The sequence below is a fragment of the Phycisphaeraceae bacterium genome, from assembly GCA_019454185.1.
Taxonomy (GTDB): Bacteria; Planctomycetota; Phycisphaerae; order Phycisphaerales; family UBA1924; genus JAHBWV01.
This window is the reverse complement of sequence record CP075368.1, coordinates 1,243,451-1,260,161: the sequence shown is the minus strand read 5'-3', so window position 1 is coordinate 1,260,161 and position 16,711 is coordinate 1,243,451. Positions and strand designations below refer to the sequence as shown.

Sequence of the window (16,711 nt, the reverse complement as noted above, 5' to 3'; positions counted from 1 at the left end):
CTCTCCGAATGAACAACGACGCGGACACCCTGTCCGCGTCGTCTATTTGAATGGTCCAAGGATCGACAGGTGCAGCGCGTCAGGTGCCGGAGACGGCGTTCGGACCGATGGTCGCGACGACGACCGGCCCTTCCTGGACGATCTGGTCCGCGATCTCGCGTCTGTGGATCTCTACTTCACGAGGGAAGTCGAAGGCGATACGGACTCGTTCGCCCTTGATCGATGCGATCCGCACAACCCCGATCGGGTTGCGAGGATCACCGATCACAACTTCCTCTCCTTCACGTCGTGTGATGACGAGCATCGGTGCCTCCAGCGCCGCTTTCCATACGGATGTCCCACCATCCGGCTCCATCAGAGCAGGTGCAGTATACCACAACTCCTGTAATCACAAGGACATTTCGCGATTTGATCCACCGGCTGTCCCCATGGGCACACGCCATCTTCGCGCAATGTCTGCGTTCAGCCGACTCCATATCCTTTCAGAATACGAACGAGGCCCGCCCATCCAGGCGATCCAGTTCAGGCCACCGCCTCAACCCGTGTGATCTCGGGGATGTGGGCCCGAAGGTTCCGCTCAATCCCCATCTGGAGCGTCACGTTGCTCGATGGACACCCGACGCACGCCCCATGCAGCCGGATCCTCACCACCCCGTCCGCCGTGATCTCGACGAACTCCACGTCCCCTCCATCGCTCTGAACCGCAGGACGAATCAGGTTGATCACCTGCTCGACGCGAGCGTTGAGGTCCTGGCTGGCGGCAGACGCGGGCTCACTCGTTCCGTGTGACATCACTTCAATGCTAGGACGAACTCGTGCGTCCGTGTGGACCAATCGACAGAGCACGCGCCCCACGCGGCACCACGCGGGTCGGTGTACGCTGGCACCATGCTCAACGACTTCCTGACCGTTCTGGCTCTTGTCGCGTCAAGTCTCCTGCTCGGGGCCGGCCTCCTCCACCTGATCCCTCGGCTCGGCTCGCCCGGCAAGCGTCTCGCGGCGGCGCTCTGCCGCGCCCCGTGGCTGGATCTCCCGATCACCTACTTCACGGCCGCACCGCTCTTCTTCGGACCGATCTACGCCGGCTGGATCGGTCTGCTCGGCGCTGTCTGCGGCCAGGTGGCCGCGGTCTGCATCTGGACCGTGCTGCACGAAGCCGCGAATCGCAAGCGGATCAGTGGCGACCGCAAGCACACACGGATCGTCCACGTGCTGAACAGGAAGGTCGGACGATTCAGGAACCACAGCGCGGTCTGGATCACCGCAGGCGCAGTCCCCATCTTCTGGGTCGTGCGTGTCGCCCAGTACCTGCTGTGGCCTCCGATCCGCATGCTCGTGAGGTTCCCGAAGTACGATGCGGGCGAGTGGGTGAACTGCTCGCGGCAGAAGTTCGAAGGGCTCGTCGGGCACGACCTGATCTGGTGCCTCTACTGCGACTGGATGACGGGGATCTGGTCGCTCGGCACCGAGATGCTCAGGAACGTCGAGAGCTTCTGGTGCCCGATCCGCTTCCAGCATGACAAGAAGTGTGCGAACTGCGCGATCGACTTCCCGGACGTGAACGGGGGATGGGTCGATGCCCGGTCAACCATGAGCGATGTCGCATCCACGCTCGACGCGCAGTATCCCGGCCCGAGCGGCGTGAACTCGTGGTTCGGGTATCAATCGAGGCAGGCCGTGCTGACAGTCGATGGCCGCACGCTCGCAGACGGGCACTCGCAGGCAGGAGACGCGAAGCCCGGGGCGTAATGCCTCGCGGGGCCGCAACGGTATCGCGCCCGGCCCTACTGGACGCGTTACCCTAGACGCTCTGCCCGGGAAGGAACCCGAGCAGTGCCGCATGGTCCGCGCCATCCACGGAGGCCGACGAGTATGAGCAGCGTGCACAAGGACACCATCGCCTACTTCTCGATGGAGATCGGCCTCCGCACCGACGTCCCGACCTATTCCGGCGGCCTCGGCATTCTCGCGGGCGATTCGATAAGAGCCGCGGCGGATCTCGGCCTGCCCATGTGCGCCGTCACGCTGCTCTACCGCAAGGGGTATTTCACGCAGAAGCTCGACGAGCACGGGCGCCAGACCGAGGTGCCGACCGAGTGGAGCCCCGAGTCGGTGCTGCAGCCGATGGAGCCGCGCATCAGCGTCCCGGTAGAGGGGCGCAACGTCTTTGTTCGCGCGTTCTGTATGCACATCCACGGGGTCGGCGGACACCGGGTTCCCGTCTACTTCCTCGACACCGACATGGAGTCGAATACAGATGAGGATCGCCAGATCACGCACAACCTCTACGGTGGCGATGCGCGGCATCGGATCAAGCAGGAGACGATCCTCGGCATCGGCGGCAGGCGGATGCTCCGCGCGATCGGCCATGACGTGACCGTGTTCCACATGAACGAAGGGCACGCGTCGTTCCTGACCGTCGAGCTCCTGAGCGAGTACATCTGCCGCGTCGGGCGTGACGCGGTTGACTACGACGCGCTCTCGTATGTGAGGCCGCGCTGCGTCTTCACGACCCACACGCCGATCGAGGCCGGGCACGATCGGTTCGCGATCGAAGAAGTCCGTCGGATCGTGGGGGACCACCCGGTCTTCCACCGGCCGGACATCTACGGCGAGGATGGGATTTTGAACACGACGCGGCTTGCGATGAATCTGAGCAAGTACTCGAACGGGGTTGCCAAGAAGCACGGCGAGGTCTCGCGCGCCATGTTCCCCGGGTACAAGATCGACTCGATCACCAACGGCGTTCACGCGGGGACATGGGCCTCGCCGGCGATGCGTCGGCTCTTCGACGAGCACATCCCCGACTGGCGTCGCAGCAACAGCGAACTCAGGGCCGTGCTGGGCGTTGCACCCGAGAAGGTCTGGGCCGCCCACCAGGAGGCCAAGCGAGCCCTGATGGACCGTGTCCACGCCGACTCCGGTGTTGAGATGGACCCCGACGTGCTGACGCTCGGCTTTGCAAGACGAGTGACCGCGTATAAGCGCACCGACCTGCTGCTCTCCGATCCGCAGCGTCTCGCGTCGATCGCTCGCGACATCGGACCGATTCAGATCGTGTACGCCGGAAAGGCCCACCCTCACGACGGCATCGGTAAGTCCATGATTGAGCGTGTCTACGCGTCCATTGGTGCCATGCGAGAGCACGTTCGAATCGCGTTCCTCCCGAACTACAACATCGAGCTGGGCGCGATCCTCACGTCCGGGGCCGACATATGGGTCAATCTTCCCGAGCCGCCTTTGGAGGCATCCGGCACGAGCGGGATGAAGGCCGCGCTCAACGGCGTTCCGTCGCTCTCGACGGCGGACGGATGGTGGATTGAGGGGATGATCGAGAACGTGACAGGGTGGACGATCGGGGCTGAAGCGAAGATAGGGCAGGCGCGAGACCATGCTGCGGACAAGGAGCTGGTCTACGCCAAGCTCGAGCAGGCGGTGGTCCCGATGTACTATCGCGACCGTGCTCGGTTCATCTCGATGATGCAGCACTCGATCGCGTTGAACGGGTCGTACTTCACCACGCAGCGAATGATGAGGGACTATGCGCTCCGTGCTTACTTTGGCTGACGTGACACGAGGGTCAGGATGCTGCCGAAGGTTCCACTTTGCGTCTCGCTGGCCGGGATCGACCATGCAGCCGTCGGTGCGAGCCAGACGCCGCGCGGGCTGATCGAATGGGCCGCTCGAAACGGAGCTCGCGGCGTGCGATTGGATGCAAGCGTCAAAGGGCTTCGGGCTCGCGAACTCGAGCGGAGCGGACGCCGCGACCTCGCTTCGCTCCTGCGGCGTCTGGATCTACGCTTCGCCGGCGTTGATCTCTGGATTCCACCCCAGCACTTCACGGATCCGGCCCGCGCCGGCCGTGCCATCGAGGCAGTCTCCGAGACGATCTCGCTCTGCTCAGACCTCGCCACGCTCGCGATGCATGTGCCCGGACGATCCGTCTCGATCACGCTGCCGAAAGACGCCGACGAAGCTGCGCGGGCGATCCAGGCAGCTGCCGAGCGAGCGGGCGTGCGCGTCGCCGACCATGGAGAGGGTGCCGAGCCCCGCTCGCTCCCCGATGGTCCGATTGGTGTCGGCCTCGATGCCGCGGCGTTGCTCGCGAGGTCGATCGACCCCGCGCTCGAAGTCTCGCGCATGTGCGGAACATCGGGCTCACGACTGGTCTCGGTCAGAGTCACCGATACGGATGGGATCGGGCGAGTCCCGATCGGAAGCGGCCAACTCGACGTGACAGGGCTTGCCGCGTCGCTCGCTGCGGCACACGGCGGGCGGACCGATGCGGGGGAAGCGGTCTTGGACCTGCGCGCTGTGCGAGATCAGGCAGTTGCCATGGCCGAAGGAATCGATGTCTGGGAAGCGACCGGCATCGGCAGTCGCTGAGCCGCCTGTGGCACCCGGCACGCGGAAGGCACGCGCGATCCGGCGCACTACCATCGGCTATGGCATCCGCAAGGCAGCACGGAGCAGAGCCCCGCGATGGCGGGCGTGTGTTTCTCGAGTCTGTACACGTCATCGCGATGGGACTGTGGGTCGGGTCGCTCGGCATGGCGGGCGCGGCGGCTGCCATCATCTTTCCCACCATGAAGACGCTGGAACCCACGCTCGGTGCGTACCCGCTGTACACCGAGCCGCACTGGCGACTTGCCGCAGGACACGTCGCGGCCCAACTCTTCTTCGTGTCCGACATCGTCCAACTCATCTGTGCCCCTCTTGCCGGCATCGCCCTCGTCCTCCTCGTCCTCCAGAGGCGAGTGCCCTGGCCGAGCCGCTTGATCGCGGGGCGGCTTGTCGTCCTGACCCTCCTCATGGCGTTGCTCAGCTACCGCTTCTTCTTGCTTGCTCCGAGGATGGATAGAGAGCTGTCGCTGTACCGCGCCGCAGCGAGCGAGGGCGAAATGGCCGCCGCAGAGACACACCTGATCGCGTTCAACGCCGATCACCCTACAGCGTCGAGGGTCATGACGGCGACCATCGTGATGGCATTGACGGGGCTCTCGCTGGGGGCTTGGTCCGCAGCCAGCCGCAACCGTGCCGCGATCGAGCCATCGAATGGGTAAACGGGAACGGAGCATTGATCCGGCGTCGCGTGCATCGAAGGTCGGCCCCGCTCGTGCGGCGGATCGCAAGCACGCCGCATTGCTGCTGAAAGCCCTTCGCGAGCACTATCCGGACGCGCACTGCGAGCTGAACTTCGGGTCTCCGCATGAGCTGCTCGTGGCCACGATCCTCTCGGCACAGGCGACCGATGTGAGCGTCAACAAGGCCACGCCCGCTCTCTTCGCGAGGTTCCCAACACCGGCGGACTACGCGAAGGCGGATACCGACGAGATCGAGCCATACATCCGCACGATCGGGCTCTACAGGAACAAGGCGAAGGCGATCAAGGCAGCGATGAAGTCGATCGTGGAGGACTTCGGAGGAGAGGTGCCTCAGACGATGGAAGGGCTTCTGACTCTGCGCGGCGTCGCTCGCAAGACCGCCAACGTTGTGCTCGGCAACTGCTTCGGGATCAACGAGGGCGTGGTGGTCGACACCCACGTCCAGCGGCTGGCCGTGCGTCTCGGGTTGGTGCCGCAAGGAGCGAGCACGCTCGCGATCGAGAAGCGCCTGATGGACCTCTTTCCGCGCGATGCATGGTGCGACCTCTCGCACATGCTTATCTTCCACGGCAGGCGAGCGTGCAAGGCCCGAATGGCCTCGTGCGCGGATCATCCGATATGCCGGGGGTTTGGTAGCGCTTGCGAACTGCGTGTGAGCGTACCTTCACGAGTGGACACGCGATCGAAGCCCACGGCGGCGGGGCGGAAGGTCAGTCCTGGTCAGAGGAAGGGGCGTCCGGCTCCGGATCGGGGGGCGTAGCGCCGAGCTTGGTGGCCTGTGTCCGAAGTTCCGCGGGCAGCTCGATGGCAGGGACATCACTCGGGTTTGCTTCGATCGCACGATAGGAGATGATCACATCGCCACCCGGAGTTCTCTGCGTCACGCCCGTGATGTACTTCACGCCATCGACCTCGCGGTACGCGTCGTAGATCATGATGACTGGAATAGTCTGGCCGCCCTCGTTCTGCACGGTGTGTGACCCGACGATCAGGCCCGACCGCTCATCAAAGAAGAGAAAGAGTTGCTTCCCAACCGTCGCCTCGGCAAAGACCTTGTACGCGGGCGAGCCGTTGAAGTCGACGAGTTCCACAGTCTGGATCTTCGAGTAGCGACTCGCGTAGTCCGCGTCGCCATAGAACGATGCGCTATACACAGTGTCCGTCCAGCGGCTGTCGGTATAGAGCACGGCCCTGATACTTCCATCGGGAAGGGGCATCATCTCCCACGCATGAGTGCCGTCGCAGTACACCTCCCCACGCTGGCCACCCGGCGGCTCGGTGTACATCGCGAACGATGCGGGCGCGACCTGCCAGATGGTTGTGAAGGCCGTGTACTTCATCGCGGGGATCTTGATGGTCCCCGTGAACTTGAGCGAGTTGTGCCGGCGGACGGCATCGATTCCGCCGATGCCCTGAACGTGGCGATCAAAGAGTGATGCCGCCTCCGGGAGAGACGACCTCGCAGCGGCGGCGGGTTGGTTCTCCAGTCCGCTGGCAGTTGGGGCGAGTACGACGGGCGTTGCGGCAAAGGACAGGAGCACGAGAGCGCCAAGAGCACGGGCCGTCATGTGAATCTCCGGAGTGTGAGGTGGGCGGAACGCATGGCTCGATCGGTCGTACGTCGGTCCCGATGTGAAGGATCGTCGTGCATCTCGCTCGCCGAAGTACCTAGCCGAAGCACCAAACCGTGGGCCGACCGTCGCGGCCGCGTAACGCTCACCAAACGTGCCCGACAGGAGTCGAACCTGTAACCTTCGGCTTCGGAGGCCGACGCTCTATCCAATTGAGCTACGGGCACAGACTGGAATCCGGCTTACCGGACTCTTGACGCCCTGATGCTACGATCGCCTCCCTCGTGAAGCAACGCGGGCCACCCCGCCGGATTCAAAGATGAGAACCAATGGCGTCAACGGACTGGCGTCGGGCAGCGCGGGCCTTGGGCTCGTGCTCTGGCTGACGTTCATCAACTCGATGGGCACAGGGGTCGTGACCAACGGGATCTACTTCCTGACCAAATCCGCATACGGGCTCGGTATCAAGGGGAGCTTTGCCCTCGGTGTTGTCATGGGGCTCACATACATCGCGGGCGCCAAGGCGGTCGGCCCGATGCTCAACTGGCTCAAACGCTCTCCTCGCCATACAACCCGTGGAGCATTCATCCTCATCACTATCGGATGCGGCCTGCTCTGCCTTGTCCCGCTCGCGGCCCAGTTCCTCGGCATCCGCGGCCAATGGCCGGCTTGGGTTCTCGTTGCGGCGTACTCACCCCTGACTGGCTGCATGTGGCCGATCACCGAGGCCTACCTCTCTGGAGGCCGACGTGGGGAATCGCTCCGTCGCGCGCTCGGCGCGTTCAACGTGACATGGTCCACCGCGCTCGTCGCGGCGTTCTGGGCTATGGGTCCGCTCGTCAAGGAGCATCCCCTGTCCGTCGTTGCCGGGCTGGGCGTTCTGCACCTGCTCACCATCGCACTCGTCGCAGCACTTCCGGCCGAACCCGCTGCGCATTCGCACGAAGACGCCGAGCCCCATCCGCCCATCTACACGCGGCTGCTCTCGGCACATCGGCTTCTGCTGCCGCTCGGCTACCTCATTGTGAGCACGATGTCGCCGTTCCTGCCTACGGCGTATGCCGCGATGGGGCTTGCTGTTGGATGGCACACGCCGCTGACGGCGACGTGGCATGCGGCCCGCGTCGTGGGATTTTTCTGGTTCCAGCACGATCAGCGTTGGCATGGGAGGTGGTGGGCCCCGGTCGCTGCGAGCGTGGCGGTGGTCATCGGATTCGGGCTGGTCATGCTCGCGACCAAGGCCGGGCCTTTGACAGAGTCTGTGTTGCCGATCGTGATGATCGCGTCCGGCCTGGTGCTGCTGGGGCTCGGGGTGGCGGCGATCTACACGGGCGCGTTGTATTACGCGATGGCGGTGGGGGGGGCGGAAGTGGATGCCGGCGGGACGCATGAGGCCCTGATTGGGGCAGGATACACGATCGGTCCCGGCATCGGGCTCGCTGCTGCGGTTGCGACAGAGCGAGCATGGCTCGACGCGGGGGCGTTCGAGTGGATCGTGGTCGTCGCCATGGTCGCGGTTTCGGGTTTGACGTGGCTCGTGATCGCACGAAAGCGTCGAACCACTCGCGGCGGTCCGGAGGCCGTCACGCGTGTTGATTGACGCATCTCTTCCCGGGTGGGGTGGCGAATACAGGATCGGGCGGGCAGGGCAATAACCATGATCCAGGTAAGTCCACAACCTCGGACCCCCTCAGCCCGTATAAAGGGACGTTCTGGCCTTGCAAGGGAGTCCGGTCGGGATCTTTGGTTGGCGATCCAGAGCCAAATCGGACGATCTGGACCATTCGAGCCGGGCCTCAGAGACCCGGCAGCGTGACCCGCAGGTAGGAGTTGATATGGGCAGCATGATGCGAGACGGCCGTTCGACGGGACCTGTTGCGAGATTGATGCACAGGGCCTCGCCCTTGCTCGCTGCCGCGGTGATCGCGGCATGGCCGGGCGGCATGCTTGCTGCGCAGCCCGCGACGGAATCTCCCGCATCGGAATGGAGCCGCCAGGTCTGGTCCGCTGCCAGAGGCGGAAACGGGGATGAGTTCCTCGCGACCCTTACGCGTGCGTCCTCGATCTTTGCGTCCGAGAGCGGCGTGCCGGTCACGGATAGTGCGGAACTGCTCCGGGCCAACATAGAGAAGCGGGAGTCTTCACGGTCCGAGCAGATCGAGAAGATCTCCGCGAAGATCGACGAGTCACTCGCGGCTGAGCAGGGAGACAGCAAGGTCAGCGAGGCGCTGCGTTCTGCTGTTGAGCTCTCGATGCTCGCGGTGGATAAGTCAGCGTTGATGGCCGAGCCACGCATGGTCGATCTGGTCGCGCGCGCGACGAAGGCGGCTCGCGATGCCGAGTCCCGGGGCGATTGGCTGATCGCGAACGAGATCTATTACCGCCTGAATCTGCTGTTCGATGAGGACAAGCGATTCCAGCCGGACCTTGACCGCCAGTCCGCGCGACTTGCGATGATCCGGCTCTATGCGCCCGAGCGATTCTGGACGCTCCGCAACGATCGGCGCATCGCAGAGGGTCTGAGCCCGCTTCCGCCTTACAACCCGACAGCTGATGGTTGGCAGGTGAAGACAGAGGGGATCTCCTGGCCGATGGTCGCCGGCGCGATCCAGCGAGGTGCGGAGCGGTACGTCGAGCGGCATCGCGCGGGCATGAAGGAGATGCTCATCGGTGGGCTCGACGGCGTGCGAACGCTCGTCGAACTCGGAGATGTCAGGGGCGTCTTCACGGGACTTGCCGACGATGCCAAGCGGGACGAGTTCCTCAACTATCTCACGCTGCAATCCAAAGCGGTCTCCGACGCGACCGTGCGGCTCTCTCGTGAAGATCTGGACAAGACGCTTGGCGCGATCCTGAAGTTCAACCGCTCGACGGTCGCGATTCCCGATGCCGCGCTTCTGCATGAGTTCGGCAACGGTGCGATGGCCCGGCTCGATCCCTTCAGCGCGATCATCTGGCCCGACGAGGTCAAGACGTTCCAGCGTCAGACGCAGGGGAGGTTCGTCGGCGTCGGCATCCAGATCCAGCTCGATGAGCAGCAGAATATCAAGATCACGACGCCGCTCGACGGCACGCCGGCCCAGCGAGCCGGTATCCGCTCGGGCGATCTCATCAAGAAGGTGGATGGAATCTCGACCGCGGGCTTCTCGCTCGACCAGGCGGTGAGCGTCATCACCGGGGCCCCGGGCAAGTCCGTCACGCTGACGATCGAGCGGAAGTCGGGCGAAGAGTTCAAGTCACTCGATATCTCGATCGTCCGCGCGAACATCGACGTGAAGACCGTCAAGGGATGGGCACGGACCGGTGCGGGCGAACGAGACTGGGACTACTTCATCGATCGCGGCCATGGCATCGGGTACGTTCGCCTCACGCAGTTCACGGAGAGCACGACGCGGGACTTCGACGCCGCGATCAAGACGATGCGTGACCAGGGCCTCAGCGCGCTGATTCTCGACCTTCGATACAACCCCGGCGGGCTGTTGGATCAGGCCGTCTCCGTGGCGTCTCGCTTCATCGCACAGGGCGTGATCGTTCGCACGGAGACCGCGGGCGAAGTCATGGTCGATCAGCAAACCGCACAGCCGACTCGCAGCCGCATCAACGACGTCCCGGTGATCGTGCTGATCAACGAGGGCTCCGCGTCGGCGTCCGAGATCGTCTCCGGGGCGGTGCAGGATTATGCGAGAGAGGGCAAGATCGACGCGCTGATCGTCGGGCGTCGCTCGTACGGGAAGGGCTCTGTCCAGAACGTCTGGCAGATCACGCCCGAGGCCGCGATGAAACTCACCACGCAGTACTACCGCCTGCCGGCCGGGCGGCTCATCGACAAGAACCGGCACCTCGTCACCGACTGGGGTGTGATGCCCGATCTCGTGGTGGACCGCCTTCCGAGCCAGGAGGCCGAAGCGTATGAGATCCGCCAAGCCGCGGACATCGCAGAGATGGACGAGCAGGGCAATCTCGTGCATCAGGAGGGCGGGCGCCCTGATCCCAACCGGCTCATCACCGAAGGACTCGACCTTCAGCTCCAGACCGCGCTCGCGATTCTGCAATCCAGAACGACCGCGACACGTCTGGTCGGTACCGGTGGCGCTGCCGGGCAGCAGTGAGTCAGAATCAGGGATCGCGCGGACTTTGCAAGCACGAGCCGGGACCTGTCAGGGGGCGGTCCCCGGAATTCGTGCCTGATCGTCCAGAATCGGCGAATCTACGCTGTACCAGAGTGCCGACCTAGAATCATCGTCCGGTCCATTGCGCCCTGTTCGCGCAAGGATCTTCCTGTCTTTCCATGCCGCCTCGCGGCGTGGTTTTGGGGCTGTTCATGGCTCAGATGACGACCGACACTCACTCCGGCGCGGGGCTCCGCAAGGCCCGCACACACCGGGTTTCCGACTCGCTTCCGGCCGAGACGCTCATCGGGTGGCTTAAGGACATGCTCCTCATCCGCGAGTTCGAGAACCGCTGCGCTCAGGCGTACCAGCAGGCCAAGATCGGAGGCTTCTGCCACCTCTACACCGGACAGGAAGCCGTTGCGGTCGGCACCATCCAGTCGCTCGAGCGTGACGACCCCATCGTCACTGCGTACCGCGATCACGGGCACGCGCTCGCTCGGGGTATGGACCCGGGCGCGTGCATGGCCGAGATGTTCGGCAAGATCACCGGATGCGCCAAGGGCAAGGGCGGGTCGATGCACATGTTCGACAAGCCCAACTGGCTCTTCGGCGGCCACGGCATCGTCGGCGCGCAGACGCCGCTGGGCACGGGCCTGGCGTTCGCCGCACGCTACGAGTGGGAAGTCATGGGTAAGCCCTGCCCGAATCCGGGCGTGAAGCCGGGCGATAAGCCCAAGAAGAAGGTCTCGTTGGCGTACCTCGGCGACGGTGCGCTGAATCAGGGCGCGCTGCACGAGGCGATGAACCTCGCGGGTCTCTACTCCCTGCCCGTCATCTACGTCGTTGAGAACAACGGCTACTCCATGGGCACCGCGATCGAGCGCGGCACCACGATGGCGCACGATCTTCGCAAGAAGGCGGACGCGTACGGCATCCGCGGCGAGATCATCGACGGCTTCGACGTGATCGACCTGTACGACGACTTCAAGCCGCTGGTGGACTGGTGCCGCGAGAACCAGAGGCCGGCGTTCGTTGATCTGAAGACGTACCGCTACCTCGGGCACTCGATGTCCGATCCGCAGAAGTACCGCACGAAGGAAGAGGTCGATCAGTTCAAGGGCAAAGACTCGATCGACCGGCTCGCGAGCCAGTTGATGGGCGAGCGGAAGGGCAAGGACGGAAAGCCGGTCTTGTCTGAGGCGCGGTTCACCGAGATCCAGACTGAGGTGAAGGAAGCGGTCCGCAAGGCGATGGATTTCGCCGAGGAGTCGCCGACGCCCGAGGTCGAAGCCGAGCTCTACTCCGACGTCTTCATCAACCCCCAGCCGAACCTGAGCCCCACGCGGGATTACATCCACGGAGCGAAGAATCCGCTGCTGTGAGCGTTCACACCCCGGACACGCGATATGAGCACTCAGCCCCCGAGCGACAGCAACGACCAGACCGAATCGCTGCTGCTCGCCCGGATCACGATCAACCCGAAGCAATGCGGCGGCAAGCCGTGCATTCGCGGCATGCGCATTCGCGTCTCCGATGTGCTCGAACTGCTCGCCGCCGGGCTCACCGCGTCGCAAGTGATTGAGGAACTGCCGTTGCTGGAGCTTGATGATGTGAAGGCGTCCCTGGTATACGCATCGCGACGGCTGAGCCATCCCACGCTGGTGGCATGAGGGGTGTGCGCGGCATGAGGATCTGGCTAGACATCCACCTGTCGCCGAAGATCGGTGAATGGCTCGCAACGAGATACAAGGTCGAAGCAAGGATGATGAGCGATATGGGCTTGGCGACGACAGAAGATCAGGATGTATTCGAGGCCGCCCGTGCCGCGGACGCTGTCATCATGACCAAGGACTCTGACTTCGAGGCCCTCGTGGAGCGATTCGGCCCGCCGCCTCGAGTGATCCTCGTCGCATCAGGAAACACGTCCAACACACGGTTGAAGTCGATTCTCTCGGCCTCGATGGAGCCGGCACTGGAACTCATCGCGTCAGGAGAATCGCTGGTTCGCATCAAGGCATAGGCACACGCATCACGGCCATTTTCAGGTCCGTCGTTGAGAACAGCACACCATGACCACCACACTCGAACACCCTGCCCTTCCCGAGCCGGCGATTCTGCCGGACTTCACCAAGTCCCTGCCCTCGCGCGAGGGGGACCGCATCATCCAGTTCCGCGAGGCGCTGCGTGAGGCGATGAGCGAGGAGATGCGGAAGGACAGCCGCATCTTCCTGATGGGCGAGGAGGTCGCACAGTACAACGGCGCGTACAAGATCTCGCAGGGGATGCTCGACGAGTTCGGGCCGCTGCGGATCATCGACTCGCCGATCTCGGAGAATGGCTTCGCGGGGCTGGCCGTCGGTGCCGCGATGTACGGGCTTCGCCCGATCATCGAGTTCATGTCCTGGTCCTTCTCGCTCGTCGCGGCGGACCAGATCCTCAACAACGTTCCCAAGATGCTCTACATGTCCGGCGGCCAGTGGGGCTGCCCGGTCGTCTTCCGAGGCAACGACGGCGCGGGCGGGCAGCTCGGCTCCACGCACTCCTGGTGTGTCGAGGGGCTGTACGCGAACGTGCCCGGTGTGAAGATCGTGATCCCGAGCAATCCGTACGACGCCAAAGGTCTCTTGAAGACCGCGATCGCGGACCCGGATCCCGTGTTCTTCCTCGAGTCGGAGCGGATGCTGGGCGACAAAGCCCACGTGCCGCCGGAGGAGTACTACATCCCCTTCGGTCAGGCCGCGCTGCTCCGCGAGGGCAAGGACTGCACCGTTGTGTCCTTCGGCCGCCCCGTGAACTTCTGCCTGGAGGCCGACGAGGCCCTGCGGGCGGAGGGGATCGAGTGCGACGTGCTGGACATGCGGACGATCCGGCCGCTGGACATCGACAGCATCATCGCGAGCGTCAAGAAGACGGGCCGCATCGTGGTGGTCGATCAGTGCTGGCCCTTCGCGAGCGTCGCCAGCGAGGTCGTGACGCAGGTGATCGAGCGCGCGTTCGACTGGCTGGACCACCAGCCGCTGCGGGTGAACACGGAGGACGTGCCCACGCCGTACTCAAAGATCCTCGAGGCGGAGTACCTTCCGAACCCGCGGAAGATCGCCGCGGCGGTGAGGAAGGCCGTCAAAGCGTAAAGCGAGCTACACATGGACACAAACGCTGTCAGGACTTTCGTGAGCGATCACCCCGATGGGGTCGAGATCTTCATGATCGACGGCACGTCCTACCGCGTGCCGCACCGGGATTACGTCTGGTTCACTCCCGCCTACGGCAAGTCGGAAGCTCGCGTCGGTCGGCTGGCGACCTCGTTCTGGCTTCACGATGAGAAGAAGGACGAGACACGCTTGGTCAATGCGATGATGGTCAAGGAAATCCGGCCCCTGCGCGCGAACGGGAATGGCAAGTCGGGCGGTCGATCTCGGAAGAAGAAACAGTGAGTGGCAACGTCATGATCGGGAAGATCCAAAGGATCCCGCTTCGACAAGTATGGCGGCACGAGGAACGAGATTTCTCGGCATGGCTGTGCGATAACATCGACGTGCTCAACGAGGCGATCGGCTTGGAACTCGCGGAGCCGCAGCGGGAGCGTGCTGCTGGAACTTTCAGTGTGGACTTGTCGGGGGAGGACGCGAACGGCGAGGCCTTTATTATCGAGAACCAGCTCGAAAGAAGCGATCATGACCACCTTGGCAAATTGTTAACGTATGCTGCGGCATTCAACGCCAAGACTGCGATCTGGATCGTTGCGGATCCTCGACCGGAGCACACTTCTGCTGTTGCATGGTTGAACCAGTGTGGTGCTACATCGTTCTATCTGCTGCGCGCCGAGGCGATACAGATCGACGATTCCAAGCCAGCGTTGCACCTCACGCGAGTCATCGGTCCATCGGACGAGATCAAAGCCGTCGGGGCGAGCAAGCGTGAGACACAAGTCCAGCACGATGCCGTCCGTGCTTTCTGGCACGCTTTGCTCACTGCTGCAAGAGAGACCCTCCCAATCCACAGCAACTGCTCCGCAAGCAGTGGGAACTGGGTGGCCGCGTCCGCAGGTCATCGTGGGATGAACTTCGTGTACTGGATCAGAAGGGACTCGTGGAAGGCCGGGCTTGAGATCTACGACGACAGTGCTGTATGGAATAAGGCCGCTTTTGATGCCCTCCTCGGTCACAGACAGACAATTGAGTCTGATGCGGGTGTTTCACTGGACTGGGAGCGGTGCGAAGGACAACGAGGATGCAAGGTCACATTATCCGGCGACAATGGCGGATATCGCTCGCTTGAAGCCGCATGGCCTGTCATTCACTGTTCAATGATCGAGGCCATGTCGCGAGTCTCAAGAGCGGTCGTTCCTCACTTTCGCGCCGTGGTTTCAGAGGCAAACGCTCTCGAAGCGGCAGGCAGACTCACCGATGACTCGATCGCCGGTGAGTCCTCCATCTCGTCACTGTCCAGTGATACTCTTGTCTGACGCGCCGAATCACCTGTTGAGGTCTAGTCATGCCCATCGAAATCACAATGCCCCGTCTCTCCGACACCATGCAGCAGGGCACGATCGTCCGCTGGGCGGTCAAGGAGGGCCAGAAGGTCTCCAGTGGCGATGCGATCGCCGACATCGAGACCGATAAGGCCACGATGGAGCTCACCACGTTCGACGACGGCGTCGTCGCATCGCTCGCGGTTCCCGAGGGGAAAACCGTCCCGGTCGGCACGGTGATCGCCGTGCTCGCTTCGGCTGGTGAGGACGTCTCCAAGGTCTCAGGTGGCACGGCTCTCCAGAGCCGTGGAAGCCAAACCACCGCTCTGGAGAGCGGTGCCACCAAGAGCGGTGGCTCTGCCAAGTCTCAAGCGACCGGTTCCACCGCTGTTGCCGAGCCGCCCGCTGCTTCACATTCCCCCGCTGCAAACGGGCACACCTCCCACGCACCCACAGGCCGCTCCGGCGAGCGGATCTTTGTGTCCCCCTTGGCCCGCAAGATCGCGAATGAGGGCGGCATCGACCTCGCATCCATCCAGGGCACAGGCCCCAGCGGCAGGATCGTGCGCAAGGACGTCGAGGCGGCGATGGCTTCGGGTGGAACGGCTCGTGGTGACACCGCTCTCCAGAGCGGTGACGGTTCCGCGGCTCTGGAGAGCCGTGCCACCAGGAGCGGCACCGACAAACCACCGGTCCCGATGCTCCCCCCCACGGGCTCCACGCTCGCCGCGAAGGTGGTGCCGCTCTCGAACATGCGGCGCACGATCTCGACGCGTCTCGTTCAGTCCAAGACGACCATCCCGCACTATCAGGTGACGGTCGAAGCGGACATGGATGCGCTGATGGCGTTGCGCGAGCAGTTGAACGATCAGTTGTCGTCGCAGGGCGTGAAGCTGACCGTCAATGACTTCCTCGTCCGCGCGTGCGCCCTCGCCATGCACCAGCATCCGTTCGTGAACTCGCGCTGGGCGGAGAAGGGCAACGAGGCCTCTGTCGAGATCATCGGCCAGGTGAATGTCGGCGTCGCGATCGCGCTGCCGGAGGAGCGTGGCGGCGGACTGGTCGTCGCGACGCTGCGGAACGCCGACCAGATCGGCCTCCGACAGATCAGCCAGCAGACCAAGGCCCTCTCATCCAAGGCCCGCGAGAAGGGGCTGACGATCGAGGAGATGTCCGATGCGACCTTCACGATCTCCAACCTCGGCATGTTCGGCGTCGACCACTTCACAGCGATCATCAACCCGCCGAATGTGGCGATCCTCGCTGTCGGCGCGGCCATCAAGAAGCCCGTCGTCAAGAACGACCAGGTCGTCGCGGGCTGGGTGATGTCGATGACGATGTCGAGCGACCACCGAATCGTGGATGGCGCAATGGCGGCGCAGTACCTGAACACCGTCAAGGGCTATCTCGAGAAGCCAGCGACGCTGCTGGTCTGACATCGATTCCCGCGAG

Annotated in this window: 17 protein-coding genes and 1 tRNA gene; 14 read left to right on the top strand and 4 right to left on the bottom strand. The window is 63.7% G+C overall.

Features of this window, described 5'->3' with window-relative positions:
- Positions 1-79: 79 nt before the first annotated feature.
- Entirely contained in the window at positions 80-304 is a 225-nt protein-coding gene (locus tag KF838_05295; protein ID QYK49266.1) for a carbon storage regulator, read from the bottom strand.
- A gap of 218 nt (positions 305-522) precedes the next feature.
- Positions 523-792 carry a NifU family protein gene (locus tag KF838_05290; protein QYK49265.1) on the bottom strand — a complete coding sequence of 90 codons (270 nt, stop codon included), beginning with the start codon at positions 790-792 and terminating at the stop codon, positions 523-525.
- A gap of 96 nt (positions 793-888) precedes the next feature.
- On the opposite strand from KF838_05290, the gene KF838_05285 reads away from it, so the two are divergent.
- The 5 genes from KF838_05285 (at position 889) to nth (ending at position 5,865) form a co-directional block, all read left to right on the top strand.
- Entirely contained in the window at positions 889-1,749 is an 861-nt protein-coding gene (locus KF838_05285) for a hypothetical protein (GenBank protein ID QYK49264.1), read from the top strand.
- A gap of 123 nt (positions 1,750-1,872) precedes the next feature.
- Positions 1,873-3,567 (top strand): alpha-glucan family phosphorylase, encoded by a 1,695-nt coding sequence (gene glgP, locus KF838_05280; GenBank protein ID QYK49263.1) that lies wholly within the window; start codon positions 1,873-1,875, stop codon positions 3,565-3,567.
- Positions 3,568-3,585: 18 nt separating this feature from the next.
- On the top strand, positions 3,586-4,386 hold the full coding sequence (locus KF838_05275; protein QYK49262.1) for a hypothetical protein: 801 nt from the start codon (positions 3,586-3,588) through the stop codon (positions 4,384-4,386).
- Between the two features lie 59 nt (positions 4,387-4,445).
- Positions 4,446-5,063: a hypothetical protein gene (locus KF838_05270; GenBank protein QYK49261.1), complete on the top strand. Its 618-nt coding sequence runs from the start codon at positions 4,446-4,448 to the stop codon at positions 5,061-5,063.
- Entirely contained in the window at positions 5,056-5,865 is an 810-nt protein-coding gene (gene nth, locus KF838_05265; GenBank protein ID QYK49260.1) for an endonuclease III, read from the top strand. Before KF838_05270 ends, nth begins: the two co-directional genes overlap by 8 nt.
- Here the strand turns inward: nth and KF838_05260 are convergent.
- Both KF838_05260 and KF838_05255 read right to left on the bottom strand, forming a co-directional pair.
- Positions 5,816-6,673: a hypothetical protein gene (locus tag KF838_05260; GenBank protein QYK49259.1), complete on the bottom strand. Its 858-nt coding sequence runs from the start codon at positions 6,671-6,673 to the stop codon at positions 5,816-5,818. The genes nth and KF838_05260 overlap by 50 nt on opposite strands.
- A 156-nt stretch (positions 6,674-6,829) precedes the next feature.
- Positions 6,830-6,903 (bottom strand) — tRNA-Arg (locus KF838_05255).
- A 92-nt stretch (positions 6,904-6,995) separates the two neighbouring features.
- On the opposite strand from KF838_05255, the gene KF838_05250 reads away from it, so the two are divergent.
- The 9 genes from KF838_05250 to KF838_05210 all read left to right on the top strand — a co-directional run bounded on the left by KF838_05250 (position 6,996) and on the right by KF838_05210 (position 16,695).
- A complete protein-coding gene (locus KF838_05250; GenBank protein QYK49258.1) occupies positions 6,996-8,276 on the top strand; it encodes a hypothetical protein in 1,281 nt (426 codons plus the stop codon).
- A gap of 244 nt (positions 8,277-8,520) precedes the next feature.
- Positions 8,521-10,785, top strand: a complete 2,265-nt coding sequence (locus tag KF838_05245) for a S41 family peptidase (GenBank protein ID QYK49257.1) — start codon at positions 8,521-8,523, stop codon at positions 10,783-10,785.
- Positions 10,786-11,006: 221 nt separating this feature from the next.
- Positions 11,007-12,170: a pyruvate dehydrogenase (acetyl-transferring) E1 component subunit alpha gene (gene pdhA / locus KF838_05240; protein QYK49256.1), complete on the top strand. Its 1,164-nt coding sequence runs from the start codon at positions 11,007-11,009 to the stop codon at positions 12,168-12,170.
- Between the two features lie 24 nt (positions 12,171-12,194).
- Positions 12,195-12,458: a DUF433 domain-containing protein gene (locus tag KF838_05235; protein ID QYK49255.1), complete on the top strand. Its 264-nt coding sequence runs from the start codon at positions 12,195-12,197 to the stop codon at positions 12,456-12,458.
- A complete protein-coding gene (locus KF838_05230) occupies positions 12,455-12,808 on the top strand; it encodes a DUF5615 family PIN-like protein (GenBank protein ID QYK49254.1) in 354 nt (117 codons plus the stop codon). Before KF838_05235 ends, KF838_05230 begins: the two co-directional genes overlap by 4 nt.
- Positions 12,809-12,857: 49 nt before the next feature.
- Positions 12,858-13,919, top strand: coding sequence for an alpha-ketoacid dehydrogenase subunit beta (locus KF838_05225; GenBank protein ID QYK49253.1), 1,062 nt, complete (start codon positions 12,858-12,860; stop codon positions 13,917-13,919).
- A gap of 12 nt (positions 13,920-13,931) precedes the next feature.
- Positions 13,932-14,222 (top strand): hypothetical protein, encoded by a 291-nt coding sequence (locus KF838_05220; GenBank protein QYK49252.1) that lies wholly within the window; start codon positions 13,932-13,934, stop codon positions 14,220-14,222.
- 11 nt (positions 14,223-14,233) lie between these two features.
- The gene (locus tag KF838_05215) at positions 14,234-15,253 is read left to right on the top strand and encodes a DUF4268 domain-containing protein (GenBank protein ID QYK49251.1); all 1,020 of its coding nucleotides are present in this window, start codon (positions 14,234-14,236) and stop codon (positions 15,251-15,253) included.
- A gap of 29 nt (positions 15,254-15,282) precedes the next feature.
- Positions 15,283-16,695: a 2-oxo acid dehydrogenase subunit E2 gene (locus tag KF838_05210; protein QYK49250.1), complete on the top strand. Its 1,413-nt coding sequence runs from the start codon at positions 15,283-15,285 to the stop codon at positions 16,693-16,695.
- Positions 16,696-16,711 lie beyond the last annotated feature (16 nt).